Source organism: Microbacterium resistens NBRC 103078, from assembly GCF_001552355.1.
GTDB classification, from domain to species: domain Bacteria; phylum Actinomycetota; class Actinomycetes; order Actinomycetales; family Microbacteriaceae; genus Microbacterium; species Microbacterium resistens.
The window spans coordinates 35,053-61,674 of record NZ_BCRA01000017.1 but is presented as its reverse complement, the minus strand read 5'-3'; the positions used below and the strand labels follow the sequence as shown (position 1 = coordinate 61,674).

27 protein-coding genes and 1 tRNA gene are annotated in these 26,622 nt (G+C 70.5%); 18 read left to right on the top strand and 10 right to left on the bottom strand.

All coding sequences use genetic code 11. The features are described 5' to 3' along the window. Positions 1–4 precede the first annotated feature (4 nt). From MR1_RS04075 to MR1_RS04065, 3 genes are all read right to left on the bottom strand, one after another. Entirely contained in the window at positions 5–760 is a 756-nt protein-coding gene (locus MR1_RS04075; protein WP_067243403.1) for a DUF1684 domain-containing protein, read from the bottom strand. Positions 761–886: 126 nt separating this feature from the next. Next, positions 887–1,669, bottom strand: a complete 783-nt coding sequence (locus tag MR1_RS04070) for an ABC transporter ATP-binding protein (RefSeq protein WP_067243402.1) — start codon at positions 1,667–1,669, stop codon at positions 887–889. Between the two features lie 67 nt (positions 1,670–1,736). Next, entirely contained in the window at positions 1,737–2,678 is a 942-nt protein-coding gene (locus MR1_RS04065) for an ABC transporter substrate-binding protein (protein WP_067243401.1), read from the bottom strand. Between the two features lie 39 nt (positions 2,679–2,717). On the opposite strand from MR1_RS04065, the gene MR1_RS04060 reads away from it, so the two are divergent. The 3 genes from MR1_RS04060 (at position 2,718) to MR1_RS04050 (ending at position 5,618) form a co-directional block, all read left to right on the top strand. Beyond that, positions 2,718–3,767 carry a FecCD family ABC transporter permease gene (locus MR1_RS04060; RefSeq protein WP_067243400.1) on the top strand — a complete coding sequence of 350 codons (1,050 nt, stop codon included), beginning with the start codon at positions 2,718–2,720 and terminating at the stop codon, positions 3,765–3,767. Then, entirely contained in the window at positions 3,764–4,801 is a 1,038-nt protein-coding gene (locus tag MR1_RS04055) for a FecCD family ABC transporter permease (RefSeq protein ID WP_067243399.1), read from the top strand. Before MR1_RS04060 ends, MR1_RS04055 begins: the two co-directional genes overlap by 4 nt. Positions 4,802–4,874: 73 nt before the next feature. Continuing rightward, positions 4,875–5,618: a siderophore-interacting protein gene (locus MR1_RS04050; protein WP_255218085.1), complete on the top strand. Its 744-nt coding sequence runs from the start codon at positions 4,875–4,877 to the stop codon at positions 5,616–5,618. Between the two features lie 66 nt (positions 5,619–5,684). On the opposite strand, the gene MR1_RS04045 is transcribed toward MR1_RS04050, so the two are convergent. Continuing rightward, positions 5,685–5,769 (bottom strand) — tRNA-Leu (locus tag MR1_RS04045). Positions 5,770–5,890: 121 nt separating this feature from the next. Between MR1_RS04045 and MR1_RS04040 the strand changes: the two genes are divergently transcribed. Then, the gene (locus MR1_RS04040; protein WP_067243397.1) at positions 5,891–7,192 is read left to right on the top strand and encodes a M20/M25/M40 family metallo-hydrolase; all 1,302 of its coding nucleotides are present in this window, start codon (positions 5,891–5,893) and stop codon (positions 7,190–7,192) included. 51 nt (positions 7,193–7,243) lie between these two features. Beyond that, entirely contained in the window at positions 7,244–8,068 is an 825-nt protein-coding gene (locus MR1_RS04035) for an undecaprenyl-diphosphate phosphatase (RefSeq protein WP_067243396.1), read from the top strand. 19 nt (positions 8,069–8,087) lie between these two features. Here MR1_RS04035 and MR1_RS04030 read toward each other — a convergent pair whose 3' ends face one another. Continuing rightward, positions 8,088–8,945: a PAC2 family protein gene (locus MR1_RS04030; RefSeq protein ID WP_067243395.1), complete on the bottom strand. Its 858-nt coding sequence runs from the start codon at positions 8,943–8,945 to the stop codon at positions 8,088–8,090. Positions 8,946–9,054: 109 nt separating this feature from the next. On the opposite strand from MR1_RS04030, the gene MR1_RS04025 reads away from it, so the two are divergent. The 9 genes from MR1_RS04025 to lnt are packed head-to-tail and all read left to right on the top strand — an operon-like array spanning position 9,055 to position 18,937. Beyond that, positions 9,055–9,750, top strand: a complete 696-nt coding sequence (locus MR1_RS04025; RefSeq protein WP_255218084.1) for an HAD family hydrolase — start codon at positions 9,055–9,057, stop codon at positions 9,748–9,750. Then, positions 9,747–10,760: a tRNA (adenine-N1)-methyltransferase gene (locus MR1_RS04020; RefSeq protein ID WP_067243394.1), complete on the top strand. Its 1,014-nt coding sequence runs from the start codon at positions 9,747–9,749 to the stop codon at positions 10,758–10,760. The genes MR1_RS04025 and MR1_RS04020 overlap by 4 nt, the downstream gene beginning before the upstream one ends. 10 nt (positions 10,761–10,770) lie before the next feature. Continuing rightward, the gene (locus MR1_RS04015) at positions 10,771–11,742 is read left to right on the top strand and encodes an FKBP-type peptidyl-prolyl cis-trans isomerase (protein ID WP_067243393.1); all 972 of its coding nucleotides are present in this window, start codon (positions 10,771–10,773) and stop codon (positions 11,740–11,742) included. Beyond that, positions 11,742–12,746, top strand: a complete 1,005-nt coding sequence (locus MR1_RS04010; RefSeq protein ID WP_067243392.1) for a helix-turn-helix transcriptional regulator — start codon at positions 11,742–11,744, stop codon at positions 12,744–12,746. The genes MR1_RS04015 and MR1_RS04010 overlap by 1 nt, the downstream gene beginning before the upstream one ends. Beyond that, positions 12,743–13,726 (top strand): helix-turn-helix transcriptional regulator, encoded by a 984-nt coding sequence (locus tag MR1_RS04005; RefSeq protein ID WP_067243391.1) that lies wholly within the window; start codon positions 12,743–12,745, stop codon positions 13,724–13,726. The genes MR1_RS04010 and MR1_RS04005 overlap by 4 nt, the downstream gene beginning before the upstream one ends. 34 nt (positions 13,727–13,760) lie before the next feature. Further along, a complete protein-coding gene (gene tatA / locus MR1_RS04000; protein ID WP_067243390.1) occupies positions 13,761–14,015 on the top strand; it encodes a twin-arginine translocase TatA/TatE family subunit in 255 nt (84 codons plus the stop codon). 59 nt (positions 14,016–14,074) lie between these two features. Beyond that, on the top strand, positions 14,075–14,836 hold the full coding sequence (gene tatC, locus MR1_RS03995; RefSeq protein ID WP_067243389.1) for a twin-arginine translocase subunit TatC: 762 nt from the start codon (positions 14,075–14,077) through the stop codon (positions 14,834–14,836). After that, positions 14,833–17,307: a DEAD/DEAH box helicase gene (locus MR1_RS03990; RefSeq protein ID WP_067243388.1), complete on the top strand. Its 2,475-nt coding sequence runs from the start codon at positions 14,833–14,835 to the stop codon at positions 17,305–17,307. The genes tatC and MR1_RS03990 overlap by 4 nt, the downstream gene beginning before the upstream one ends. Before the next feature lie 25 nt (positions 17,308–17,332). Continuing rightward, positions 17,333–18,937, top strand: a complete 1,605-nt coding sequence (lnt, locus tag MR1_RS03985; protein WP_084344357.1) for an apolipoprotein N-acyltransferase — start codon at positions 17,333–17,335, stop codon at positions 18,935–18,937. A 23-nt stretch (positions 18,938–18,960) separates the two neighbouring features. On the opposite strand, the gene MR1_RS03980 is transcribed toward lnt, so the two are convergent. The 4 genes from MR1_RS03980 to MR1_RS03965 all read right to left on the bottom strand — a co-directional run bounded on the left by MR1_RS03980 (position 18,961) and on the right by MR1_RS03965 (position 21,677). Continuing rightward, positions 18,961–19,344: an RNA polymerase-binding protein RbpA gene (locus tag MR1_RS03980; RefSeq protein ID WP_067243387.1), complete on the bottom strand. Its 384-nt coding sequence runs from the start codon at positions 19,342–19,344 to the stop codon at positions 18,961–18,963. A 124-nt stretch (positions 19,345–19,468) separates the two neighbouring features. Continuing rightward, the gene (locus tag MR1_RS03975) at positions 19,469–20,257 is read right to left on the bottom strand and encodes a glycerophosphodiester phosphodiesterase family protein (protein WP_067243386.1); all 789 of its coding nucleotides are present in this window, start codon (positions 20,255–20,257) and stop codon (positions 19,469–19,471) included. Beyond that, positions 20,254–21,180 (bottom strand): SPFH domain-containing protein, encoded by a 927-nt coding sequence (locus MR1_RS03970; RefSeq protein ID WP_067243385.1) that lies wholly within the window; start codon positions 21,178–21,180, stop codon positions 20,254–20,256. The genes MR1_RS03975 and MR1_RS03970 overlap by 4 nt, the downstream gene beginning before the upstream one ends. Positions 21,181–21,200: 20 nt before the next feature. Continuing rightward, a complete protein-coding gene (locus MR1_RS03965) occupies positions 21,201–21,677 on the bottom strand; it encodes an NfeD family protein (protein ID WP_067243384.1) in 477 nt (158 codons plus the stop codon). Positions 21,678–21,815: 138 nt separating this feature from the next. On the opposite strand from MR1_RS03965, the gene MR1_RS03960 reads away from it, so the two are divergent. Next, the gene (locus MR1_RS03960) at positions 21,816–22,580 is read left to right on the top strand and encodes an SDR family oxidoreductase (RefSeq protein ID WP_067243383.1); all 765 of its coding nucleotides are present in this window, start codon (positions 21,816–21,818) and stop codon (positions 22,578–22,580) included. A 62-nt stretch (positions 22,581–22,642) separates the two neighbouring features. On the opposite strand, the gene MR1_RS03955 is transcribed toward MR1_RS03960, so the two are convergent. Beyond that, on the bottom strand, positions 22,643–23,236 hold the full coding sequence (locus MR1_RS03955) for an HdeD family acid-resistance protein (RefSeq protein WP_067243382.1): 594 nt from the start codon (positions 23,234–23,236) through the stop codon (positions 22,643–22,645). A gap of 137 nt (positions 23,237–23,373) precedes the next feature. Between MR1_RS03955 and MR1_RS03950 the strand changes: the two genes are divergently transcribed. From MR1_RS03950 to MR1_RS03940, 3 genes are read left to right on the top strand one after another with little or no spacing between them, the layout of a single operon-like run. Continuing rightward, positions 23,374–23,811 carry a helix-turn-helix transcriptional regulator gene (locus MR1_RS03950; RefSeq protein WP_067243381.1) on the top strand — a complete coding sequence of 146 codons (438 nt, stop codon included), beginning with the start codon at positions 23,374–23,376 and terminating at the stop codon, positions 23,809–23,811. Between the two features lie 10 nt (positions 23,812–23,821). Further along, positions 23,822–24,232: a VOC family protein gene (locus tag MR1_RS03945; RefSeq protein ID WP_067243380.1), complete on the top strand. Its 411-nt coding sequence runs from the start codon at positions 23,822–23,824 to the stop codon at positions 24,230–24,232. A gap of 29 nt (positions 24,233–24,261) precedes the next feature. Beyond that, positions 24,262–26,616: an ATP-binding cassette domain-containing protein gene (locus MR1_RS03940; RefSeq protein ID WP_067243379.1), complete on the top strand. Its 2,355-nt coding sequence runs from the start codon at positions 24,262–24,264 to the stop codon at positions 26,614–26,616. Positions 26,617–26,622 lie beyond the last annotated feature (6 nt).

Sequence of the window (26,622 nt, the reverse complement as noted above, 5' to 3'; positions counted from 1 at the left end):
TCGGTCAGGCCGTGTAGATGTCGAAGCCGTCGCGGAAGCGGACGAGGCGCTCACCGGCCGGCACCGGCCACGGGAAGCGGTTCTGCGGCGGAGGCATCGGGCAGTTGTACTGGGCGGAGAACCCGCACGGCGGGACGAAGGCGCGGTTGAAGTCGAGCCGGACCGTGCCCGCGTCGCCGAACCCTCCGGCGTCGTCGCGCTCGACGAAGAGGAACCGCCCGGATCCGTAGGTGCCCGTCTCGTCGTCCCGGCCGTTGGTGGGATCGCCGAAGACGAGCAGGAGCGTCCCGCCGTCGTCGAACGCGGCGAGGGTGAACGTCTCGCCGTCCCGCTCGAAGACGATGTCTCCGGGCACGACCAGGTTGCGGGACCCGCCGGCGTCGCGGATGTGCTCGAACGGGATCGTGCGGTCCGCGGACACGGGAGCGAACCGGGCATCGATGACCCAGTCGGGGTCGTAGGGGAAGGCGACGATGTCCTCGAAGGCGCGGATCGCCGGCGAGTCCGCGTCCCAGACACGGAGGCCGTGCTCGGGCGCGCCCGTGTCGATCCCGGTACGCGACAGGGCCGTGACCGTGACGCCCGCGGGCGACGCAGCGCGCTCCGCCGCCACGAGCGCCTCCGCCTGCTCCGGGGTCGTGTCGGTCGGGAACCACCGCGTCTCGATGAGGCTCAGGTTGCCGGTGGGCGCGGTGACCGCGGCGCGGCGTCGCGCACGCCAGCCGTCGTGGGCGGCGGCCGCGGGGTCTGCGTTCGTCATGGATGTTCCGTCCTGCTCGGAGCCCCGGGCGCTCGGGTAGGCGCGCGGGTGCCCCAGATATCAAGTCTGCGGCATCCGGAATCCTTCCCGGCAATCGGGGGCGACACGGTCCGTAACAGCGCGCCGCTATCGGCGCACGACCATCGGGGTCCCCGTCACGGGGTCCGCGGTCACGAGCGCGTCGATGCCGAAGACCTCGCCGATGCGATCCGCCGTGAGGAGGCACTCCGGCGCTCCCGTGGCGACCACGCGGCCGCCCTTCATCAGCACGAGGTGATCGGCGTACCGCGCGGCCTGGTTGAGGTCGTGGAGCACCGCGACCACGGTCTTGCCCTGCCCGTTGAGCGTGCGGAGCAGATCGAGCAGCTCGTACTGGTGGGCGATGTCGAGGAACGTCGTCGGCTCGTCCAGCAGCATGACCGGGGTCTGCTGCGCCAGGAGCAGCGCGACCCACACCCGCTGGCGCTGCCCGCCGGAGAGCTGATCCACGGATCGATCCGCGAGGTCCTCGGTCCCCGTGGCGCGCAGGGCCTCCGTGGTCGCGGCGTCGTCGGCGCCGGTCCACCGCTGCAGAGCCGTGTGGTGCGGATGCCGGCCGCGCGAGACCAGGTCGGCGACGCGCATGCCCTCCGGCGCGACGGCGTCCTGCGGCAGCAGCCCCATCCGGCGCGCCAGCTCCTTCGAGCCGTACTCCGCCAGGGCGCGGCCGTCGAGCAGCACCTGACCCGTCTTCGGGCGCAGGACCCGCGCGAGCGCGCGCAGCACGGTGGACTTGCCCGAGGCGTTCGGGCCGAGGATGACCGTGAACGAGCCGCGCGGCAGGGCCAGATCCACACCGTGGACGACCACCTGCCCGTCGTAGCCGATCACCAGGTCCCTGGCCTCGATCGCCGGAGTGTGCGTGGTCATGTCTTCTCCCAGGGAGGCGGTGCGAGGCGGGCCGTCCGATCGGCCGCACCCCGCACCGGGCGGGCGCTCAGCCGAGCAGGTCCTCGACCTGGTCGATGACGAGGTTTGCGCCGATGACGCCGATGCCCACCATCCAGGTGTCGTCCTCGACCTCGAACGCGCTGCCGCCGGACACGCCGGGCAGAGCTCCCCACAGGCCGGTGATCCGGGCCTGCGTGGTCGCCGCCGGGTCGCCGCCCGGGCTCATGTAGAAGACCGCTTCGCCGTCGATCTGCTCGTAGAGCTCGGGGCTGAGCTCCATCATCGAGTACTCGTTCCAGTCGCGGTCGGCTCCGAGGTCGAAACCCATCTCCGTCAGCAGCGAGCCGGAGAACGTGCCGGGGCCGTACAGGCGGAAATTGTCCGAGCGGAAGCGGACGATCGAGGCGGTCGTGCCCTGGGCGCCGACCGTCTTTCCCACGTCGGCCGCCCTCTTCTCGACGCCGGAGATGAGCTCGTCCATCCTGTCGGACTGGTGGACGGCGCGTGCCGTCAGCTCGGCCTGTTCGGTCCAGTTCGTGCCGGTGTCCTCGGAGAACACGGTCGGCGCGATGGCGGAGAGCTCGTCGTACAGCGCCTCGTGGCGGACCTTCGACCCCAGGATCAGATCGGGCGCGAGGTTCGCGATGGCGTCGACGTCCGGTTCCGCGATGAAGCCGATCGGCTCGGTGTCGGCGAGCTCGTCGGCGAGATAGGCGGGGAACCCGCGCCCTGCGCCGATCTCCGGAGCGCCCACCGGGGTGATCCCGAGGGCGACCAGGGCGTCCATCTGCGGCGAGTCCAGAACGACGATGCGCTCCGGCACCGTCTCGAACTCGGTCTCGCCCATGGCGTGCTCGACCACGTATCCGGCGGTCGGGTTCGTGGACTCCTCCGGTTCGGCGGCGCCGCAGCCGGTGACGAGCAGCGCGATGCCGGCGAGGGAGGCGGCGGCGAAGAGGAGGGTCCGGGGGCGTTCGGGTCTGTTCACATCCACGAACGCTAGCAACATTGGTTAGGCTCACCAAACATGAACCTCGGGACCGCGATCGTCGAGCCCGCACGGACGCCCTTCGCCGTGCGGCCGTCGCGCACAGCGTCCGTCATGCTCGGCGCCTCACTGATCCTGGCCCTCTCCGTGGTGCTGAGCCTGGCGGTCGGGGCACGTTTCATTCCGCTCCACGAGGTCGCGCTGGCCCTCGTCGGCGCCGGTCACGAGAACGTGCTCCACATCGTGGGCGAGCTGCGGGTCGCCCGGACGGTGAACGCGCTGATCTGCGGCGTCGCGCTCGGGGTCGCGGGGGTCCTGATGCAGGCGATCACCCGCAATCCGATCGCCGATCCCGGGATGCTCGGGGTCAACGCCGGCGCCTCGTTCGGCGTGGTCGCCGGGCTCAGCGTGTTCGGCGCCCTCGGGGTGGGCGGGACGGTGTGGCTCGCCCTGGCCGGCGCCGCCGCAGCCTCGGCGGTGATCTTCTGGTTCGCCGGTTCCCGGTTCGCCGAGGCGTCGCCGGTGCGCCTGATCCTGGCGGGCGTGGCGTTCTCCGCGATCCTCGGAGGCGCCACCCAGGCGCTCGTGCTGTCGGACGAGACCCTGCTGGATGCGTTCCGGTTCTGGCGGGTCGGCTCTCTGACGGCGCGTCCGGTCGACGAGGCGTTGCCGCTGGTCGCGCTCGTCGTGGTCGGTGCCCTCCTCGCGCTGGCGCTGGCGCCCGCGCTCAACGCGATGTCGCTCGGGGACGACAGCGCGATCTCCTTGGGCGTCCGTCCTGGCGTCGTGCGCGCTCTGGCCCTCGCCGCCGTCGCACTGCTGTGCGGAACCGCCACCGCCATCGCCGGGCCGATCGCGTTCGTCGGACTGGTCGTGCCGCACCTGGTGCGGCGCGCGGTCGGGCCGGACCTCCGGATCGTGCTGCCCGCCTCCGTGCTCGCCGCCCCGGCGATGCTGCTTCTCTCGGACACGCTGGGCCGGATCATCGGAGGCGGCGGCGAGGTGCAGGTCGGCATCGTCACGGCGTTCGTCGGAGGCCCCCTGCTCATCGCCTTCGTGGCGAGGCGGCGCGGGACGAGGCTGTCGTGACCGGCCTCTCCACGGATGAACGTGTGGTCGCCGCGCATCGGTGGTCGTTCCGCTATCGACCCCGGAGCGTCCTCATGGTCGCCGCCACGGCCGGAGCGCTCGTGGTGCTGTGCGCGGTGGCGCTGATGGTGGGGGAGTACGTGGTCAGCCCGCATGCCCTGCTGCGGACCCTCGCCGGTGATCCTCCGGAGCGGCTCGACGGGTTCTTCGTGCTCGGGCGCCGCCTTCCTCGGGCCCTCGTCGCGATCGTCGTCGGGGCGAGCCTCGCGGTGGCCGGTGCGGTGTTCCAAGCGCTGACCCGCAATCCCCTCGCAAGCCCGGACGTCGTCGGCATCAGCAGCGGCGCGTCCGTCGGCGCCGTGGCCGTGTTCCTGATCTGGGGCGGATCGATGGACCAGGCCGCGCTGGGCGCCGTGGCGGGGGCTCTCGCAGTCGCCGGCGTGATCGTGCTGCTCACGGTGCGGACGGGCCTGCACGGCGTCCAGCTGATCCTCACCGGCGTCGCCCTCTCGGCGATCGCGATGGCGGTGGTCGACTACGTCCTGACGCAGGTCTTCGTCGCGAGCGCCACCACGGCGCAGACCTGGCTCGTGGGCTCTCTGCAGGGTCGAGGGTGGGACGACCTGATCCCGGCCGGCATCGCGCTGGCCCTCATCACGCCGCTGTTGGCCTGGGCCGCGCCGCAAGTGCGGATGATGGAACTCGGCGACGGCATGGCGACGTCGCTGGGCGTGCGCATCGTCCGCCTCCGGTGGCTTCTGCTGCTCGCGGCGACGCTCCTCGTCGCGGTGGCGGTGGCGACCGCCGGGCCGATCTCCTTCGTGGCCCTCGTCGCCCCGCACATCGCCCGTCGGCTCTCCGGGGCGACCGGATTCCTCGCCGCCGGGCTGGTCGGCGCCTTCCTCCTGCTCGCGAGCGACCTGCTCGCGATGTACGCGTTCCCGGCCCCGATCCCGGTGGGCGCCGTCACGATCACCCTCGGCGGCGGGTTCTTCCTCTGGCTGCTCTGGAGAGAGGGGGCTCGCCGTGCCTGAGCGTGCGAAGACACCGGACCGGTCGGGACCTCGTCCGCGGCCTCCGCAGCGGAGCCGGCGGCAGGATGCGCGCGTGTTCGCCGCGACGGTCGTGGCCGTCCGGGAGGTCACCCCGCACATGCGACGGATCACGGTCACGGCGCCGGAGGTCGCCGGGTACGCACCGCTCGGGCCCGATGAGTACCTCGGGCTCCTGATGCCGCGGGACGACGAGGCCCCGCTGGTTCTCCCCGCGGAGGACGGCGGGGACAACATCCGGGCCGCCGTCGCGGCGATCCCCGAGGAGCACCGCCCCGATCTCCGTTGGTACACGCTGCGCGCGCACCGGCCCTCCGCGGCGGAGATCGACATCGACATGGTCGTCCACGGCGACGAGGGGCCGGGCACCCGCTTCGCGCGCCGGGCGCACCCCGGTTCCGTGCTCGGGATCCGCGAGGCCGCCGCACTGTATGCACCGGCGCCGGACGCCCGCACGCGGCTCCTCGTCGGCGATGAGTCGTCCCTTCCGGCGATCGCCCGGATCCTCGAGACGACAGGCTCCGTGAGGACGGCCGTGTTCATCGAGATCGCGGACGAGAGGGAGCGCCAGGACCTCCCGGGCGACGTCGTCTGGGTGCCGCGGGGGGATGAGCGTCCCGGCGCGCCGCTCGCGCGCGCGCTCCGCACGGCCGTGCTCCCGGATCCCGTCGACTACGCGTGGGTGTGCGGCGAGCGGGGCGGCGTGCAGGAGATCCGCCGCCAGCTCGTCGAGCGCGGGGTGCCGAAGGACCGGATCACCTTCTCGGGCTATTGGCGCCTCGGTGAGCCTCGCGGGTGACCGTGATGCGACCGGGAACCGAGAAGGCCGGGCCGCTCCGTCTGGAGCGACCCGGCCTTCTCACTGTGCGCGAGGGGGGACTTGAACCCCCACGCCCTATGCGGGCACTAGCACCTCAAGCTAGCGCGTCTACCTATTCCGCCACCCGCGCTGGTGTTTTCGGCTGTTTCCAACCGAAGAATGAGATTAGCACGATCCCGGGGTGCGCTCGAACCCGGGCGTCCGCCGGGCGCGTCGATCGGGCCTCTTCCCGTGTTCGATACGCTGGACCCATGTCTGCGCCCGAGGTCGATCTGCCCGAAGTCGCCCGGCTCGCCGCCGATCTGATCCGGTTCGACACGTCGAACTTCGGAGGCGGGGACGCGCGGGGGGAGCGCGAGGCAGCCGAGTACGTCGGCGCCTACCTGGAGAGCCTGGGGCTGCGCACCGAGTACTACGAGCCGATCACGCGGCGCACCAACGTCATGGCGCGCGTGCCGGGACGCGACCCGGACAAGCCTGCGCTCGTCGTGCACGGGCACCTCGACGTCGTCCCGGCGATGGCGGACGACTGGAGCGTGGATCCGTTCGGCGGCGTCGTCCGGGACGGGATGCTGTGGGGCCGAGGCGCCGTGGACATGAAGAACATGGACGCGATGATCCTCACCTCGGTGGCGGATCTCCTCCGTGCCGGCGAACAGCCCGAGCGCGACCTCGTCCTCGCTTTCTTCGCCGACGAGGAGAACGGCGGGGTGGAGGGCTCGGCCCTCGTGGTTCGGGAGCGCCCCGAGTGGTTCGCCGGCGCCGGCGAGGCGATCAGCGAGGTCGGCGGCTACTCCATCGACGTGGCCGGACGTCGTGCCTACTTGCTTCAGGTGGGGGAGAAGGCCCTGATGTGGATCCGCCTGGTGGCCCGCGGGCGCGCCGGGCACGGCAGCCGCCTGCACCCGGACAACGCCGTGACACGGCTGGCCGAGGCGGTCGCCGCACTCGGGCGCACACAGTGGCCGGTGCGGCTGACGCCGACGACCAGGGAACTGCTCGGACGGCTGTCCGATCTGACGGGCCTGCCCGCGGACGACCCGGACGCGCTGGCGGCGACGGCCGGGCCGGCCGAGGCGTTCCTCCGCTCGACCTTCCGAACGACGACGAACCCGACCGTCCTCGCGGCCGGGTACAAGCACAACGTCATCCCCGAGCGGGCCGAGGCGCTGGTCGACGTGCGCGTGCTCCCCGGCACCGAGGACGCGGTGCTGGCCCAGCTCCAGGAGATCGTGGGCGACGACGTCGAGATCGAGATGGTGGTGCGCGACATCGGCATGGAGACCCCGTTCCAGGGCGCGCTCGTCGATGCGATGGTCGGGGCGCTCGGGCGGCACGATCCCGGTGTTCCGGTGATCCCGTACCTGCTCGGCGCCGGGACGGACAACAAGGCCCTCGCCACCCTCGGCATCACCGGCTACGGGTTCGCGCCGCTGCGCCTGCCCGCCGATCTCGACTTCACAGGCATGTTCCACGGGGTGGATGAGAGGGTTCCCGTAGACTCTCTCGTCTTCGGGCAGCAGGTGCTGACCGACCTCTTCCGGACGTACTGACGCCTCAGCGTCGCGGTACGACGCCCTCCGCCTGACCCGAAAGCACGACGCATGCATCTGCTCGAAGCCCTGTTCCTCGGCCTCGTGCAGGGACTGACCGAGTTCCTGCCGATCTCCTCCAGCGCCCACCTGCGCATCGTGGGCATCTTCCTTCCCTCGGCGCAGGATCCCGGCGCCGCATTCACCGCCATCACTCAGATCGGCACCGAGGCGGCCGTGATCGTGTTCTTCTGGCGGGACATCGTCCGGATCATCAAGCATTGGGCGCTGGCGCTGGTCGGCAGGATCCCGCGCGACGACAAGGACGCGCGCCTGGGCTGGCTGATCATCATCGGCAGCATCCCGATCGTCGTCCTCGGGCTCCTGTTCCAGGACCAGATCGAGACCGTCCTGCGGTCGATGTGGATCGTCGCGATCATGCTGATCGTGTTCGGCCTGCTTCTCGGCGTCGCCGACGCCGTGGGTGCCAAGAGGCGCTCACTCGACGAGATCACCGTGCCGCACGGCGTCGTCTACGGCCTCGCGCAGTCGCTGGCGCTGATCCCCGGGGTGTCCCGTTCCGGCGGGACGATCACGGCCGGGCTCTTCCTGGGCTACGAGCGCGCGGCGGCGGCGCGGTACGCCTTCCTGCTCGCCATCCCGGCGGTGATGGGGTCGGGGTTCTACCAGGTGTTCAAGAGCATCGGCGAGCCGAGCGTGTTCTCGGCGGGGGAGACCCTCGCCGCGACGGGCGTGGCCTTCGTCGTCGGGCTCGGCGTCATCGCGTTCTTCATGAACTGGATCTCGAAGCGCAGCTTCCTGCCGTTCGTGATCTACCGCGTGCTGCTCGGCGTCGTGCTGCTGGTGCTGCTCGGGATGGGCGTGATCCAGCCCTGACGGGTTCCGGCCCCCGGGCTCAGCGCTTGTGCTCGCCCGGGCCGTCGCCGTTGTTGCGGCGCAGGTAGCGCTCGAAGGCCTGTGCGATCGCGTCGCCGGAGGCGTCGGGCGAGTCCCACGTGTCCCGCGTGCGCTCGAGCTGATGGATGTAGTCCGTCATGTCCTCGTCCTCGGCCGCGGCGGCGTCGATGGACGCCTCCCAGGCGGCGGCCTCGGTGCGTAGATGCCCCCGCGGCACGTCCACCCCGGACAGCTCGTGCAGCCGGTCGAGGAGGGCGAGCGTCGCCTTGGGCGACGGCGTGGCCGAGGCGACATAGTGGGGCACGCTCGCCCAGAGGCTGGCGGTCGGGATCCCCGCGGACTCCGCGGCATGCTCGAGCACGCTCAGGATCCCCACCGGGCCCTCGTAACTGGAGCGTTCCAGCCCCAGCCCCTCGCGGATCTCCTCGTTCTCGCTCGACGCGAAGATCGAGATCGGTCGGGTGTGCGGCACGTCGGAGAGCATCGCGCCCAGGGTCACGAAACCCGTCACGTCGTCCGCCAGAGCGGCGTCGACGAACTCGGCGCTGAACGCCTGCCAGGCGCGCGCGGGCTCCGCGCCGGTGAGGAGCCAGAACCGTGTCCGGTCGGTGTCGTCGTCGCCGACCGGGCGCCACAGCGTCGCCTCCGGCCAGCGCAGCCGCCTCCGGCCGTCGGCATCGAGCCCCACGGCCGGCCGCGTGTACTGGTAGTCGAAATAGAGCTCCGGATCCACCGAGTGCGCACGCTCGTACTCGCCGCTGCTCCGCAGCAGTTCGACTGCGGAGCTCGCGGCTTCGCCGGCGTCGTTCCAGCCGTCGAACGCGGTGATCACGATCCGGGGTCCGAGAGCCTGCACCTCGCTCCTCTCCGCGACGCCCGTCGCGCCGCTGGATCCCCCCAGGCTAGTCGCCCGACGGCGGACCGGGGCGGCGGGCGGCGCGCGGTGCCGCGGCTACGATGGAACAGTGACCCACCTTCCTCGCGCCGTCCTCTGGGACATGGACGGGACCCTCGTCGACACCGAGCCCTATTGGATGGCCGCCGAGACCCCGCTCGTCGAGTCCTACGGCGGGTCCTGGACCCATGAGCAGGCGCTTCAGCTCGTCGGCAACGGGCTGGAGGACAGCGCGCGGATCCTTCAGGCCGCCGGCGTGCGGATGGGGGTCACCGAGATCATCGACCACCTCACAGACAGCGTCCGCCGACAGCTCGTGGTCGACGGCGTCCCCTTCCGACCCGGCGCCCGCGAGCTCCTTCGCGAACTGCGGGATTCGGGCATCCGGACGGCGCTCGTGACGATGTCCATGCGACGGATGGCGGAGGACATCGTCTCTCTCATCGACTTCCCGGCCTTCGACCTGATCGTCGCCGGCGACGACGTCGAGCGCCCCAAGCCGTACCCCGACCCGTACCTGCAGGCGGCCAGGGAGCTCGGCATCGACGCCTCCGAGGCGGTCGCGCTCGAGGACTCGGCCACGGGACTGCGCTCCGCCGTGGCCGCAGGCACGGTGGCGGTGGGCGTGCCGCACATCGTCCCGCTCGACGGCATCGGCGCGCACGAGCTCTGGCCGACGCTGGACGGACGCGGCGTGGCGGACATCGTCACGGCGTTCGCGGACCACCGCGCCGTGCGCGCACCGGAGATCGGGGCGGACGCGTGACGGCGACGCGCCCCCGGGGTCCCTTCCGTGAGGGGGATCGCGTCCAGCTCACCGGGCCGAAAGGCCGCATGCACACCATCACGCTCCGCGCCGAGGGCGAGCTGCACACGCATCACGGGGTGCTGCGCCACCGGGACCTGATCGGTCTTCCCGACGGATCCGTCGTCGCGAACAGCTCCGGACACGAGTACCTGGTGCTGCGACCGCTGCTGCGCGATTTCGTGATGTCGATGCCGCGCGGCGCGGCGATCGTCTATCCGAAGGACGCCGGCCAGATCGTCGTCCAGGCCGATGTCTTCCCCGGCGCCACCGTCGTGGAGGCCGGGGTCGGCTCCGGAGCGCTGTCCCTGTCCCTCCTGCGGGCGATCGGCGACGAGGGGCGCCTGCTGTCCTTCGAGCGCCGCGAGGACTTCGCCGAGGTCGCCCGGGCGAACGTCGAGACGTTCCTCGGAGAGCTGCCGCCGACCTGGGACGTGATCGTCGGCGACCTCGTCGAATCACTGCCCGAGGCCGTGGCCCCCGGCACGGTGGACCGCGTCGTGCTGGACATGCTCGCCCCGTGGGAGTGCATCGACGCCGTGGCCGAAGCGCTCGCCCCCGGCGGGGTCGTGCTCTGCTACATCGCGACGGCCACACAGCTCTCCCGGGTCGCGGAGTATATCCGCGGCACGGGGCTGTTCACGGATCCGGAGTCCAGCGAGACCATGGTCCGCGGCTGGCACGTCGAGGGGCTCGCCGTGCGGCCGGATCACCGCATGGTCGCGCACACGGGCTTCCTCATCACGGCCCGCAGGCTCGCACCCGGCGCCGTTCCCCCCGATGTCAAGCGTCGGGCGGCGAAGAAGGCCACCTACGGCGACGAGGACGTCGAGCTGTGGACACCGGGCGCCGTCGGCGACCGCGAGATCACGGACAAGAACCTCCGAAAGAGGGTGCGCGAGGCCCAGCGTGCCGCCGGCGGCGCGCGGCTCGCGGCGGAGGGGCGGAGCGAGCCGGGCGCGTCCGCATAGACTGGAGCGCGTGCGTAAGACTGCCGCTGCCCTGATCACCCTCGGCCTCGCCTCCGTCGCGCTGGCCGGATGCACGAGCGCCCCCGCCTTCGACGGGGCGGCCTGCGTTGCTCCGTCGTCGGGCGACCTCGCCCGGGTGGCGACGGTCACGGGCGACCTCGGCACCGAGCCGGAGGTCGACCTGCGCACTCCCATGAAGGAGTCGTCCCTCACCGTCGACAAGGCGATCGTCGGGAAGGGCCAGGCCGTGAGTGCCGGCGATCAGCTGCTGTCCATCGATGTGGCGCTCTACAGCGGCACGACGGGGGAGCGTCTCGTCGCGACGGAGTTCAACGGCGACACCACTCGTCTCTCGAACGTCAACTCGTGGGACAGCCAGGTGCCGGGCATCGCGAAGGCCCTCACCTGCGCCACCGAGGGTTCGCGGCTCCTCGCCGGGATCCCCGCCGACGACCTCGGCGCCCAGACCGCCCAGGGGCTCGGCGTCGACAAGGACGAGACCGTCTTCGCCGTCATCGACGTCCTCAAGGTCTACCTCCCGCACGCCGAAGGCGCGCTCCAGTACAACGACGCGCTCGGACTGCCCACCGTCGTCCGTGCGCCCGACGGGCGCCCGGGGATCATCGTCCCCGACGCGAAGGCGCCCACCGAGCTCGTGGCTCAGACGCTCATCAAGGGCGATGGCGAGAAGGTGACCGGCGACGCGCCGATCCGCGTGCACTACACCGGCGTGACCTGGGCCGAGCGCACCGTCTTCGACAGCACGTGGGGAAGCAACCCGACGAAGTTCGACCTCGCGCAGGTGATCCCCGGCTTCGCCGAGGGACTGAAGGGTCAGACCGTCGGATCCCAGGTCCTCCTCGTCATCCCGCCGGAGAAGGGCTACGGCAGCCAGGCGCAGGGCGCGATCCCCGCCGACTCGACGCTCGTGTTCGTGGTCGACATCCTCGGTGTGGATCCCGACACCGGTACGGGACAGTAGTGGCCGGACGCATCCCTCCTGAAGAGCGCCTCACCAACCTCGTCGTGGCGCTCATGGCGACCGAGGTCGGTCTCACGAAGCAGCAGATCCTCGAGAACGTCTCCGGGTACCGGCAGCGGCAGGAGGCCGGGGCCCGTGCGGATGCGCTCGAGAAGATGTTCGAACGCGACAAGGACGATCTGCGCGCCCTCGGCATCCCGATCGAGACGCTCGGCGACCACGCCGACCCGAACGATCTGCGCGAGGCCCGCTATCGCATTCCCAAGGCGGAATACGATCTTCCTGTCGACATCGAGTTCACCCCGGCCGAGCTGGCGGTGCTCCGCCTCGCCGGAGGTGTCTGGAGCGAGGGTTCCCTGTCCGGCGAAGCGCAGGCCGGTGTCCGGAAGATCCGCGCCCTGGGCATCGACGTGGACGAGCCCATCATCGGGTTCGCTCCCCGCATCACGGCCCGCGAATCCGCGTTCGCCCCGCTCCAGGAGGCGATCGAGCGCAGCGTCGCCGTGGTCTTCGACTATCTCAAGCCGGGGGAGGAGGCTCCCCGGCGCCGACGGGTGAATCCGCTGGCTCTCCTGGAGTACGAGGCGCGATGGCATGTGTTCGGGATCGATCGCGATGTGGACGGCGAGCGGATGTTCCTGCTGTCGCGCATCGTCGGCGATGTGACCGTGACCGCCGAGTCGTTCCCGGCGGCGCTGCGTCAGGACGCCGGGGACCGCGCGCTCGCAAGCCTGGAGGCCGTCGCCGCCGCCCACTCCGCGTTGCTGGAGATCACTCCAGGGACCGAGGCCGCGCTGCGGCTCGGACGCCGCGCCACCCCGGCGGCGCAGGGAATCCGCCTGCCCTACGTCGACCTCCATATCCTGGCGGACGAGCTGGCCTCGTACGGTCCGGAGGTGCGCGTGGTCGAGCCCGCCGACCTCCGGGACGCCGTCATCTCGCGGCTGCGCGCCGTCGTGGCCGCCCACGAGTCCACGACCGGCGGAAAGGGGACGTCCTCGTGAACGCACGGCGACCGCTGCTCACCTCCGACCGCGTCCGCGCCTACCTCACGCTCGTCCCGTATCTGCTCGAGCGCGGCGAGGTCTCGCTGGAGGAGGCGGCGTCGGACTTCGACGTCACCGTCCCCCAGATGCGATCGATGGTCGAGAAGCTCACCCTCATCGGCCTGCCGGGGGACGAGGGCTACTGGCAGCAGCCCCAGGAGCTCTTCGACATCAACTGGGATCTCCTGGACGAGCAGGGGATCATCGAGCTCACGAACGACGTCGGCCTGCGTCGAGCTCCGCGCCTCACCGCGCGGGAGGCGGCAGCGCTGCTCGCGGGTCTGCAGCTCACGGCCGCCGTGCCGGCCGTGGCGGAGTCCGGGGTGATCGCCGGGCTCATCGCCAAGCTCTCCCGCGGCGCCGCCGGGCTGCCCGCCGACGTCATCGTCGCCCCCGGGCCCGTCGACGAGGTGCGCTCCCTGGTGTCGCGCGCGCTGCAGGACGGCGTCGCGGTGTCCTTCACCTATCGCGCCCCGGACGCCCCGGCGATCACGCGCACCGTCGATCCCGTGAAGGTCCTGATCACCAACGGCCAGTGGTACCTCCAGGGCTGGTGCCACCTGCGGCGCGCGATGCGGACGTTCCATCTGGACCGGGTGAGCGACCCCCGGCTGACGGACATCCCGATCGAGCACGGTGAGGAGCCCGTCCCCGAGCTCTTCGCGGTCGGCGGCGAGGGCGAGGCCACGATCCGCCTTCCTGAGCGGATCGCTCCGCTTCTCAGCGACTATCTCGAGCGCGCGGAGGCCGAGGTGCACGACGGCGTGGTCACCGCCCGCCTGCGCGTGGGAGATCCGTTGACGCTGAAACGGCTGGCGGCACGCTACGGGGGACAGGTGGAGCTGCTGGCCCCGCATGCGGCGCGAACGGCCGCGCACGACTGGGCTGCGGCGGGACTCGCTCTGTACAACGAGGATTCCGAGTCCTCCGCACGGTAGACTGGCCGGAAATCCCCGACTTGAGGAGACGAACATGTTCGCTGGACTGAACGGGTGGCACCTGCTCATCCTCCTCGCCGTCATCCTCCTGCTGTTCGGAGCGGCGAAGCTCCCGGCGCTCGCCAAGAGCATGGGCCAGTCCGCACGCGTCTTCAAGGGCGAGATGAGCGCCTTGAAGGAAGAGGACGCCGCGCGCGCCGAGCAGCGCGAGGCCGACAAGGACGACAAGGGCGAGGGCTCCACCGGCACGGGCCAGGGCACCTCGTCCGACCCTGAACGACCCCGCTGATCCGCGTGGCAGCGGTCGATTCTGCGACCGCCGGAGGCAAGCCTCGGCGCGATCGCACCATGTCGCTCGCCGCGCACCTCGTCGAACTCCGCAAGAGGCTGATCATCGCCGCTGCGGCGCTGGTGCTCGGCATGGTCGTCGCGTTCCTGGTGACGGACCCGATCATGAACTTCGTGACCGGCCCGATCCGGGCGGTGGCGGAGAAGCGAGGAGCCGACCTCGTCGGCTTCACCTTCACCTCGGTGACCGCGCCGTTCGATCTGCGGATGCGGATCGCGTTCTCGATCGGCATCTTCCTGTCCGCTCCCGTCTGGCTGTGGCAGATCTGGGCCTTCATCATGCCGGGGCTGACGCGGAAGGAGATCCGCTACACGATCTCCTTCGTCGCCGCCGCCGTCCCGCTGTTCTTCGCGGGCTGCTATGTGGGGGTCATGATCGTCCCGCACATCATCGAGCTGATGGCCGGATTCACCCCGGACGGGGCGCAGAACCTCTACACCGCGCAGGAGTACTACGACTTCGTCTTCAAACTGATGCTCGTCGTGGGCATCTCGTTCATCCTGCCCGTCTTCCTCGTCGCGCTGAACGTGGCGGGAGTCATGTCCGGCAAGGCGATCCTGAAGGGGTGGCGCGTCGCCGTGCTGATCGCGACCGTGTTCTCCGCGCTCGCGACCCCGGCGGCCGACGTCATCAGCATGCTGCTGCTCGGCGGCATCCTGGTCGTCCTGTTCTTCGCTGCGGCGTTCCTGTCCATGCTCTTCGACCGGCGCAAGCGCAAGCGGCAGGATGACCTGGGCCTCCCGCTGGACGCCACCGGATGACCTCGCCCGCCGATCGCTACTCCGCCGCCCGGGAGTCGCGGGACTACCCCCAGACGGCGGCGTTCGCCGCGCGGCAGCGGTTCGAGCTGGATCCCTTCCAGGTCGAGGGGTGTCGTGCGCTGGAGCGCGGTCGCAGCGTCCTGGTGGCCGCGCCGACCGGCGCCGGCAAGACGATCGTCGGGGAGTTCGCGATCCACCTCGCGATGGCGGGGCGGGGGGAGAAGGCGTTCTACACGACGCCCATGAAGGCCCTGTCCAACCAGAAGTTCCGGGAGCTGGTCGACGTCTACGGCCCGGACGACGTCGGGCTCCTCACCGGGGACGTGAACATCAACGGCTCCGCCCGCATCGTGGTCATGACCACCGAGGTGCTGCGGAACATGATCTACGCGGACTCCTCGGCGCTGCAGGGCCTCCGGTTCGTGATCATGGACGAGGTGCACTACCTCGCCGACCGATTCCGCGGGGCCGTCTGGGAAGAGGTCATCATCCATCTGCCGGCGGCGGTCCGCCTCGTCGCGCTGAGCGCCACCGTGTCGAACGCGGAGGAGTTCGGCGACTGGCTCGACACCGTGCGGGGCGACACCGAGGTCATCGTCTCGGAGACGCGCCCCGTGCCGCTGGAACAGCACGTGCTGGTCCGCGACGACCTGCTCCCGCTGTTCGACGACCGCGCGGGCGTCGCGACGGCCCAGGTCAACCAGGAGCTGATGCGGATCCGCTCGTTCACCGGCTCCCGCTACGACGAGAACCGCCGAGCCCAGGAGTACGGCAGCCGACGGCACGCCGGCGCCTACGCGCCTCGCCCGAAGAAGGGCGGTCGCCGCCCCGTCCGTTCCTCCAACGTCCGCCGGATCGAGCGTCTGGACCGTCCGCAGGTCGTCGAGCTCCTGGACCGGGCGAACCTGCTTCCGGCGATCTTCTTCATCTTCAGCCGGGCCGGCTGCGACGCCGCGGTGCAGCAGGTCCGTCGGTACGGGATCCGTCTCACGACCGCCGAGGACCGGCAGGAGATCCGCCGGACGGCCGAGGAGCGGATGCGGACGCTCCGCGACGAGGATCTCGGCGTGCTGGGCTACTTCGAGTGGCTCGACAACCTCGAACGCGGCATCGCCGCCCATCACGCGGGTCTGCTCCCGGCGTTCAAGGAGGTCGTCGAGGAGCTGTTCCAGAGGCGCCTGCTCAAGGTGGTCTTCGCCACGGAGACGCTGGCACTGGGGATCAACATGCCGGCGCGCACGGTCGTCCTGGAGCGGATGGAGAAGTTCAACGGCGAAGCGCGCGTCGCGATCACCTCGGGGGAGTACACCCAGCTGACCGGCCGCGCGGGGCGCCGGGGCATCGACGTCGAAGGCCATGCGGTCGTCCAGTGGACCGAGGGGATGGATCCGCAGGCGGTCGCCGCACTCGCGTCCCGCCGCACCTATCCGCTGAACTCCAGCTTCCGGCCGACGTACAACATGGCGGTGAACCTGCTGGATCGCTTCGGGCGCACCCGCTCGCGCGAGGTCCTCGAGTCCTCGTTCGCGCAGTTCCAGGCGGACCGGGCCGTCGTCGGCCTCGCGCGGTCGGTGCGCGAGGCCGAGGAGTCCCTCGCCGGCTATCTGCAGGCCATGACCTGTGAACGGGGAGACTTCCCGGAGTACTCGAGCATCCGGCGGGAGCTCAGCGACCTCGAGAAGAAGAACCGGTCGGACGCGAGTGCGCCTCGCACGGTGCGGGACAAGCGTCTGCGCAAGATCGAGTCCCTGCGCCGAGCCATGCAGCGCCATGCGTGCCACCGGTGCCCCGATCGCGAGACGCACGCCCGCTGGGCCGAGCGCTACTGGAAGCTCAAGCGCGAGACCGACCGCACGCGTCGCCAGATCGAGAACCGCACGGGGACGGTGGCGCGCGTGTTCGATCGCGTGATCGACGTCCTGCAGGCGATGGAGTACGTGACGGGCGACGGCGACGACCTGGTCCTCACGGACGCCGGCCGCTCGATGCAGCGCATCTACGGCGAACGCGACCTGCTCGTCGCGGAGTCGTTGCGGCAGGGGCTCTGGGACGGTCTCGACGCCGCCGGACTGGCGGCGATGGCCTGCGCGCTCGTGTACGAGCCCCGCCGGGACGACGGCTCCGTGGACCCCCGCGCTCTCCCCCGCGGACGGTTCCGCGAGGCGTGGGACGCGACCCTGACCCTCTGGGCCGAGCTGGACGATCTGGAGAAGGATCACCGTCTGCCCGGATCCGAGCCGCCGTCGGCCGCTCTCGCGCCGGCCATGCACGCGTGGGCCCGCGGCGGTGCCCTCGACCGCGTCCTCGACGAGGCGGACCTCGCCGCGGGGGACTTCGTGCGCTGGTGCAAGCAGACGATCGATCTGCTCGACCAGCTGTCGATCGTCGCCGGGTCCGCGGAGCTGGCCCGCACGGCACGAGCGGCGCTGGACGGCGTGCGGCGAGGGATCGTCGCCTACTCCGCGATGTGAGCCGACCCGAATGAGATCTCGACCGATGCGCGACCGCAGCGCGCCCGACGACACCGCGCCTGACGACTCCGCGCCCGCGGATCGCGCCGAGGCCCCGCCGGTGCCGCTGTGGCTCGCCGTGGTCCTCGCCGCGTGCGCGGGCGGGCTGCTCACCCTCGCCTTCCCTCAGCCGGCGGTGTGGGGGCTCTCCTTCGTCGCCGTGGCCATGCTGCTCGTCGCGCTCATCGGGCGACGGACGTGGTCGGCCCTGCTCGTCGGGTCCGTCTTCGGGATCGTCTTCTTCGTGCTGCTGGTCTCCTGGACCGGCACGTACCTCGGCCCGATCCCGTGGGTCGCGCTCGGCGTGCTGGAGGGCGTGTTGACGGGCGTCGGCCTCATCCCGGTCACCCTGGCGTACCGCTGGATCCCCCGGGCCCTCCGCCGGCCCGCCGTACGCGCGCTCGCTCTCGCGGGGACCGTGGGAGCGCTGTGGATCGGCCGCGAGCTGTTCGTGGGCACCTGGCCCTACGGAGGATTCCCGTGGGCGCGCATCGGGCTCACGATGACCGACACGAACGCGGCGCACCTGGCGTCCTGGGTCGGAGTCAGCGGGCTGGGCTTCGTCGTGGTCGCATTCGTCGCGCTCGTCGTCGAGATCGTGCGCGATCGACCGCGAGCCGCCCCGCGTCCCCGACTCCTGCCGATGCTCTCGTCGCTCCTGCTCCTGATCCTGCTCGTCGCCGTGCCGCTGTTCCCGACGACGCCGGCGGGAAGCATGCGGATCGGGGCCGTGCAGGGCAACGGACCCGCCGGGTTCTTCGACGAGCGCGAGCCGTACGCGGTCATCGACGCGCAGATCTCTGCCACTCGTGAGCTGCGCGGCGAGGACATGGATCTGCTCGTCTGGCCCGAAGGCGGCGTCGACGGCGATCCGTTCGAGAGTGCCGCCCTGGCCTCGGCGTTGAACCAGGTCGTCCGCGGAGTCGACGCGCCGCTTCTCAGCAACGCGGCGACGGGGAAGGGCGATCGGTTCTACAACACGTCGTTCCTCTGGCCGAAGGACATGACGGGGACACCGTCGCGGTCGGAGACGCAGACGCACGCGAAGCGGCACCCTGTCCCGTTCGGCGAGTACGTGCCTGACCGCGCCTTCTACAACGCGATCGTGCCGGATCTCATCGGGCTGCTGCAGCGTGAGTACACGCCCGGCGACGATGCTCCGCTGGTGCGGGTGGGGGAGCGGACGGTCGGTCTCGCGATCTGCTTCGACGTGATCTACGACGAGGTCATCCGCGAAGGGATCTCCGGCGGGGCCGAGGTCTTCGTCTTCCAGACGAACAACGCGGACTTCCGCGGGACGGCCGAGAACCTCCAGCAGCTGGCGATCGCACGCATGCGAGCGATCGAGACCGGCCGGTCCGTCGTGAACATCTCCACGGTCGGCACCAGCCAGATCATCCGCCCGGACGGATCCACCGTGTCGACCGTGGACGCCGATCGCCCCGGTGTGCTGCTCGAGGATGTCGAGCTGCGCACCGGGGCGACCGGGGGCGTCGTCGTGGGACCGTATCTGGAGCAGCTCCTGCTCTGGGGCGGGCTGCTCGGCGTGGTGGTCGCCGGGCTGTCGGCGCGGCGGCGCCGCGTCGGCTGAGCCTCAGCGGCAGGGGCGTCTGATCAAGCGCCGATCTTCTCGCGAGTGGGGTCGTCGCCGGCGCCGCGGCGGGCCCGGACGTAGGCGAGGCGCTCCTCCAGGAGCTCCTCGAGCTCGGCGCGCGTGCGGCGCTCGAGCAGCATGTCCCAGTGGGTGCGGGCGGCCTTGTCGTCGCCCTCCTCGACCTCGACGGACTTGCCGTCGACCTGGAGGCGCGCCTCTGCGCCGCAGGAGCGGCACTCCCAGGTGGTGGGGGGCTCGGCGTCGGCCGCGAACATGAGGGTCGTCTCGTGTCCGCAGGTGTCGCACGAGTACGTGGTCTGACGGCGTTCCATGAAGACGACGCCCTCTTCGCTCTGTAGGCTCTGGGCGCCGAGTCGGATGCCGCGAAGGCTGCGATCTGCCATTGTGTGGTCCTCTCGTCAGCACTCAGGTATAGCGGGTCAACCTGTGCACGTGATGCGAGGGGTCTGAACGCGCGCGACATTCACAGTCGATGCCCAGCGCCGGTTTCCGGCCGCCGCGCCAGGGTCACGACGGGGCGAGCACGCGCAGCGCGAGGTCGGCGCGATCGGTGACCACGCCGTCGGCGCCGGCGGCGACCAGAGCCGCCATGTCCGCCGCCTCGTTGATCGTCCACACATGCACCTCGACGCCGGCGGCGCGTGCCGCGCGGACGAGGGAGGGGGAGAACACGGGGACCCTTTCGTAGCGGACCGGAATCTGCAGCGCGTCGATCCCCGCGAGGACCCGACCGGCGATGCGGTCTCCCGGAAGGGCCGCGAGCGCCCGGGCGCGCGCGATGCCCGAGCGGCCGGGGGAGGCCGCAGGGGCGATCTCGGCACCGGCGTCGACGGCGGCGGCCACGGCCCGTCGTCTCGTCGCATCGGAGAAGCTCGTGAGGAGCACCCGGTGGGCGTGCGGGGAGACCGCGGCTCCCGCCGCCTCCGCCGCTGTCGCGTCCTTGACGTCGATGTTGAACCGCAGGGTGGGGAAGGACTCCAGCGCCTCCCGCAGGGTCAGCAGTCCGCCGTGCTCGGCGAACAGGGCCGCGAGCTCGGCGGTCCGCACGGACGCCACCGGACGGGGATCGCCGAACAGGCGGGACAGATCCGCGTCGTGGAAGAGGACGACATCGCCGTCCGCGGTGCGGCGGCAGTCGGTCTCGATGTACGCGACACCGCACGCATGGGCCGCGGCGATCGCCAGGGCGGAGTTGTCGAACACGGCATGCGAAGGGTCCTCGCCCTCCGCGATCGTGAGACCGCGATGGGCGAGGACCCTCGGCCAGGGCGCCCCGTCGAAGTACGGGTGCGTCACGCGTTCGTCGACGGCGGGGGAGTCTGTCCGTTGCGTGCCGTGAAGGCGCTGCCGATCCCCTTGAGCGCCTCCGTGAGCTCGCTGGGGATGATCCAGAGCTTGCTGGACTGGCTCTCGCTGATCTTCGGCAGCATCTGCAGATACTGGTAGGCGAGCAGCTTGTCGTCCGGCTGGCCCTGGTGGATGGCGTTGAAGACGTTCTGGATCGCCTCGGCCTCACCCTGGGCGCGCAGGACCGCGGCCTGCTTGTCGCCCTCGGCACGGAGGATCTCCGCCTGCCTGCGCCCCTCCGCTTCGAGGATCTGCGACTGCTTGGATCCCTCAGCGGTCAGGATCGCGGCGCGACGGTCACGCTCGGCGCGCATCTGCTTCTCCATCGAGTCCTGGATGGAGACGGGCGGGTCGATCGCCTTGAGCTCCACGCGCGAGACGCGGATGCCCCACTTGCCCGTGGCCTCGTCCAGGACGACGCGCAGCTGTCCGTTGATCTCGTCGCGGCTGGTGAGCGCCTCTTCGAGGTTCAGACCGCCGACGACGTTTCGCAGCGTGGTCGTGGTGAGCTGTTCGACGGCCCCGAGATAGTTGGCGATCTCGTACGTCGCCGCCCGCGCGTCCGTGACCTGGAAGTACACGACCGTGTCGATCGACACGACCAGGTTGTCCTCGGTGATAACCGGCTGCGGGGGGAACGAGACGACCTGCTCGCGCATGTCGATCAGCGGTCGGAGTCGGTCGATGAACGGGACGAGCAGATTGAGCCCGGGGGTGAGTGTCTTGTGGTACCGGCCGAGTCGCTCGACGATGCCGGCGGTCGCCTGCGGGATGATCCGGATCGAGCGGGCGACCGTGACCAGCACGAAGATGATGACGGCGATCGCGAGGATCCACCCGATCGCGGTCGGGATGAAGGATGCGTCGTCCATGAAGGCCTGCTCCTGCTTTCTTAGTCGTGGGCGGAACGGACGTAGGCGGTGGCGCCCTCGATGCGGCTGACCACCACGGGTGCGCCGGGCGCCAGAGGCGTGGTGACGGGCGCGTCGGAGGCGAGCCGTGCCGTCCAGGTGTCGCCGTTGCTCAGCTTGACCTGTCCGGTGAGCGTCGAGACCTCCAGGAGGACGACGCCGCTGAGCCCGAGGAGGGCGTCGACGTTGCTCTTCGCCGGGTCCTCGTTGCGATGAAGGCGACGCAGCAGAGGTGGTCGCAGCAGGAGGATGAATGCGGCCGCGGCGATGGCGGCGATGATCACCTGCGCCCACAGCGGCAGACCCGTGAGGTCGGAGACGAGGCCGACCGCGCTGCCGAGGGCGAGCATGAGGAATGTGAAGTCGAGCGAGAGCATCTCGATCACGAGGAAGACCGCGATCAGGACCAGCCAGCCGATCCAGGCCCAGTCCTCGAATCCCTGCAGAATCGCTTCCATGCGCGCGTGCTCCTCCTTTCCGTCAACCTACCACGCGGGTCCCTTCCGCCCGGGGCGTCCCGGACGCCGGGCGAGAGGCGGTTGGTAAAGTTCAGGGGTCCGTCCGCGCGCCCGAGCGCGCCCGTCCGAGGAGTCATCGTGTCCCAGCCCCTTCCCGCCGAATCGCTGACCGGAAAGGTCGCCCTGGTCACGGGGTCGTCCCGCGGGATCGGAGCCGACACGGTCCGTCTGCTCGCACAGGCCGGTGCCGACGTGGTGATCAACTACCGGAACAAGGCGCCGCGGGCGGAGAAGCTCGCCACCGAGATCCGCGAGCTCGGTCGTCGCGCGCTCGTCGTCGGCGCGGATCTCACGGATCAGGGATCCGTGTCCGAGATGATGAGCGCCGTCGAGGCGGAGTACGGGCGCATCGACGTCCTGGTCCTCAATGCCTCCGGAGGCATGGAGTCCGGTCTCGGCGAGGACTACGCGCTGCGGCTGAACCGCGACGCCCAGGTCAACGTGCTGGAGGCGGCGCGCCCGCTGCTGAAGGACGGGGGCAGGGTCGTCTTCGTCACCAGCCACCAGGCGCACTTCATCCGCACGACGCCGACGATGCCGGAGTACGAGCCCGTCGCGCTCTCCAAGCGCGCGGGCGAGGATGCGCTGCGCGCCCTCATCCCCGGGCTGACCGACCAGGGCATCGAGTTCGTGGTCGTGTCGGGCGACATGATCGAGGGGACGATCACGGCGACGCTCCTGGAGCGCGCCAACCCCGGCGCGATCGCGCAGCGCCGCGAGTCTGCGGGCCGTCTCTACAACGTGGCCGAGTTCGCGGCCGAGGTCGCCGCGGCGGCCGTGGAGCCGGTGCCGAACGACCACACCCGTCTCATCGGCGACGTCAGCAGCTTCGGCGTCGAGTAGGACGGGCGGACGAAAGAGGGGCATCACCGTGCGGTGATGCCCCTCTTTCGTCGCCGGCGCGCTCAGACCGACTCGTCGCGCAGGGCCGCCGAGACGTCCTTCGCGTCCTTGCCGATCGTGATCGCGCGGATGATCTGCACCAGACCGATCGCGACCAGGGAGATCCCGAGGACCCACCACAGTACGACCGCCGCGAACAACGGGGAGAAGAGGACCACGACGCCGGCGGCGATGCTCAGGAGCGCATAGAGCAGCGTCCACACCTTCGTGCCGTCGGTGCCGAGGAGCGACAGCGACACGATGCCGTCGAAGATCCAGCTCACACCGATGAAGATGGCGACCACCAGGGCGAGGGCGGTGGTGGCGGCGGCGAGGTTCGAGAAGGCGATGACGCCCGCCACGATGTAGAGGACGCCGAGCAGGATGTGGCCGATCCGCGCCCACCCGCCCTTGCCCGCCGAGAAGATGCCCAGCCCGATGTAGACCAGGCCGCCCACGATCAGGTAGGCGGCGACGATGCCCGTCACGATCACCGCGGACTTGCCCGGCCAGATCAGCAGGGTGAGGCCGGACAGGAGGGCGATGACGCCCGAGACGGCCAGGAACACGCGGAGCGAACGCACGAGGCTCTTCGCATCCGAAAGTGCGTCGGACATGTGGTGGACCCCTTTCTGAGAAGATCCTGTGAGGGATGAGGCTCAGCGTAGCGCCGCGATCCGTCGCGCGGGAGAGGACCTGCCGACGGCGCCCGCCGATTCCCGTGGATGTCCGCGGCGCATGCGAGGATTTCCCCATGCCGCCGAGCTCCGCCAGCGACCGACTGCGCGACCTCGTCGCCCTGCGCAGAGTCCGCGACAGGATCGACCGGGAGTACGCCCGGCCGCTCGATGTGGAGGCCTTGGCGCGCGGTGCGCACATGTCCGCAGGTCACCTCACCCGCCTGTTCAAGGCGGTCTACGGCGAGCCGCCGTATTCGTACCTGATGACCCGACGTATCGAGCGCGCGATGGCACTGCTGCGGCGTGGCGACGTGTCGGTGACCGACGCGTGCTTCGCGGTCGGGTTCCAGTCGCTGGGGACGTTCAGCACCCGGTTCTCGGAGCTGGTGGGGGTGTCGCCGCGCGCCTATCGGAGCGATCCGGGCCTGGGAGCGGGGATCCCGTCGTGGATGGAGAAGCAGGCGACCCGACCGATCAGGAATCGAGAAGCGAGCGTGCGCGCGGATGGGTAGCGTCAGCGGCATGGACATCACGATCAACGCCAGCTTCCTTCCGCACACCGATGCCGAGGAGTCCCTGGCCTTCTACCGCGACGTGCTCGGGTTCGAGGTCCGCAAGGACGTCGGCTATCAGGAGATGCGCTGGGTGACGGTGGGCCCGATCGGCCAGCCGGACACCGCCATCGTCCTGCATCCGCCGGCCGTCGATCCCGGCATCACCGACGACGAGCGGCGCACCATCCTCGAGCTCATGGCGAAGGGGAGCTGGGGCGGGATCGTCCTCGCGACGGACGACGTGGACGCCGCCTTCGCCGAGATCGAGGCGAAGGGGGCCGACGTCGTCCAGGAGCCCATCGATCAGCCCTACGGAATCCGCGATTGCGCGTTCCGCGACCCTGCGGGCAACATGGTGCGTCTGCAGCAGACCGCCTGACCGGCGTCATCACCGAGGAGAGGACGAGGATGCGCGACGAGCACATCGCTGATTCGCACGACACCATCCGGGTGCGCGGCGCCCGGGAGAACAACCTGAAGGACGTCGACGTCGACCTTCCCAAGCGTCGTCTCACCGTGTTCACCGGGGTGTCCGGATCGGGGAAGAGCTCGCTGGTCTTCGACACGATCGCCGCCGAGTCCCGGCGCATGATCGATGAGACCTACAGCGCCTTCCTCCAGGGCTTCATGCCCTCGGTGCCGCGCCCGGACGTCGACGTGCTGGAGGGGCTGACGACCGCGATCATCGTGGATCAGGAACGGCTCGGCGCGAACCCGCGCTCCACCGTGGGCACGGTGACGGACGCGAACGCCATGCTCCGGATCCTGTTCTCGAAGCTGGGGGAGCCGCACATCGGCGGTCCGACCGCGTTCTCCTTCAACATCCCGACGCAGAGGGCCAGCGGCGTCATGACCGGCCCGGGCGGGGAGAAGAAGATCGTCAAGGATGCGATCTACCTGGGCGGGATGTGCCCGCGCTGCGAGGGCAGGGGAGCGGTCTCCGACATCGACCTGTCGCAGGTCGTCGACGAGTCGAAGTCCCTCGACGAGGGCGCGATCATGGTGCCGGGCTACACCGCCGACGGCTGGATGGTGAAGGGCTTCTCCCAGTCGGGCTTCTATCCCGCCGACAAGCCGATCGCGGAGTTCACCGAGAAGCAGCGGCACCTCTTCCTCTACGGCGAGGTGACCAAGGTGAAGATCTCTGGGATCAACATGACCTACGAGGGGCTGATCCCGAAGATCACCAAGTCCATGCTCTCGAAGGACCTCGACGCGCTCCAGCCGCACATCCGGGCCTTCGTCGAGCGGGTCGCGACGTTCACCACGTGTCCGGAGTGCGAGGGGACCCGGCTCACGGAGGGCGCGCGCTCGTCGAAGATCGACGGCATCAGCATCGCCGACGCGTGCCGCATGCAGGTCACCGATCTCGCGGCCTGGGTCCGCGGGCTCGACAAGCCCGAGGCCGGACCGCTTCTGTCCGCTCTGAGCGCGAACCTCGACGCCTTCGTCACACTCGGTCTGGGATACCTCAGCCTGGATCGGCCGTCGGGAACCCTGTCCGGGGGAGAGGCGCAGCGGATCAAGCTGCTGCGGCATCTCGGGTCGTCCCTCACCGACGTCACCTACGTCTTCGACGAGCCGACGATCGGTCTTCATCCGCACGACATCCAGCGGATGAACGGTCTCCTTGAGCAGCTGCGCGACAAGGGGAACACGGTCCTCGTCGTCGAACACAAGCCGGAGACGATCGCGATCGCGGACCACGTCGTCGATCTCGGCCCGGGCGCGGGCAATGCGGGAGGGACGATCTGCTTCGAGGGCACCGTCGACGGGCTGCGTCGGAGCGGGACCCTCACCGGCCGCCATCTGGACGATCGTGCCGCGCTCAAGGCGGAGGTCCGTGCCCCTGTGGGCGTCCTGGAGATCCGCGGAGCGAACGAGAACAACCTGCAGGACGTGGACGTCGACGTGCCTCTCGGGGTCCTCACGGTCGTGACGGGCGTGGCCGGCTCGGGCAAGAGCTCGCTCATCCACGGCTCCGTCGCCACGCGGGAGGGCGTCGTGTCGGTCGACCAGAGCGCGATCCGGGGATCCCGGCGGAGCAATCCCGCGACGTACACGGGCATGCTGGAGCCGATCCGCAAGGCGTTCGCGAAGGCGAACGGCGTCAAGCCGGCGCTGTTCAGCGCGAACTCCGAAGGCGCGTGCCCCACGTGCAAGGGGGCCGGTGTGATCGTCACGGAGCTCGGTTTCATGGACACGGTCGAGTCGCCGTGTGAGGACTGCGGCGGAAAGCGCTTCCAGGCGGCTGTGCTCGACTACAAGCTCGCAGGCAAGGACATCACCGAGGTGCTGGACATGCCAGTGACGGAGGCGAAGGAGTTCTTCGGCGGGGGAGAGGCGCGGATCCCCGCCGTCTCGTCCATGCTGGAGCGCCTGGCCGATGTGGGGCTGGGCTATGTGACGCTCGGGCAGCCGCTCTCGACGCTCTCCGGCGGGGAGCGACAGCGGCTCAAGCTCGCGATCCAGATGGTGGACGGCGCCGACGTCTATGTCCTGGACGAGCCGACCACGGGTCTGCACCTCGCGGACGTCGAGAACATGCTCGGACTGCTGGACCGCCTCGTGGACGCGGGCAAATCCGTGATCGTGATCGAGCACCACCAGGCGGTCATGGCGCACGCCGACTGGATCATCGATCTCGGCCCCGGTGCCGGTCACGACGGCGGCAGGGTCGTGTTCGAAGGGACACCCGCCGAGATCGTCGCGACCCGGTCGACGCTGACGGGGGAGCACCTGGCCTCCTACGTGGGAGCCTGACGACGA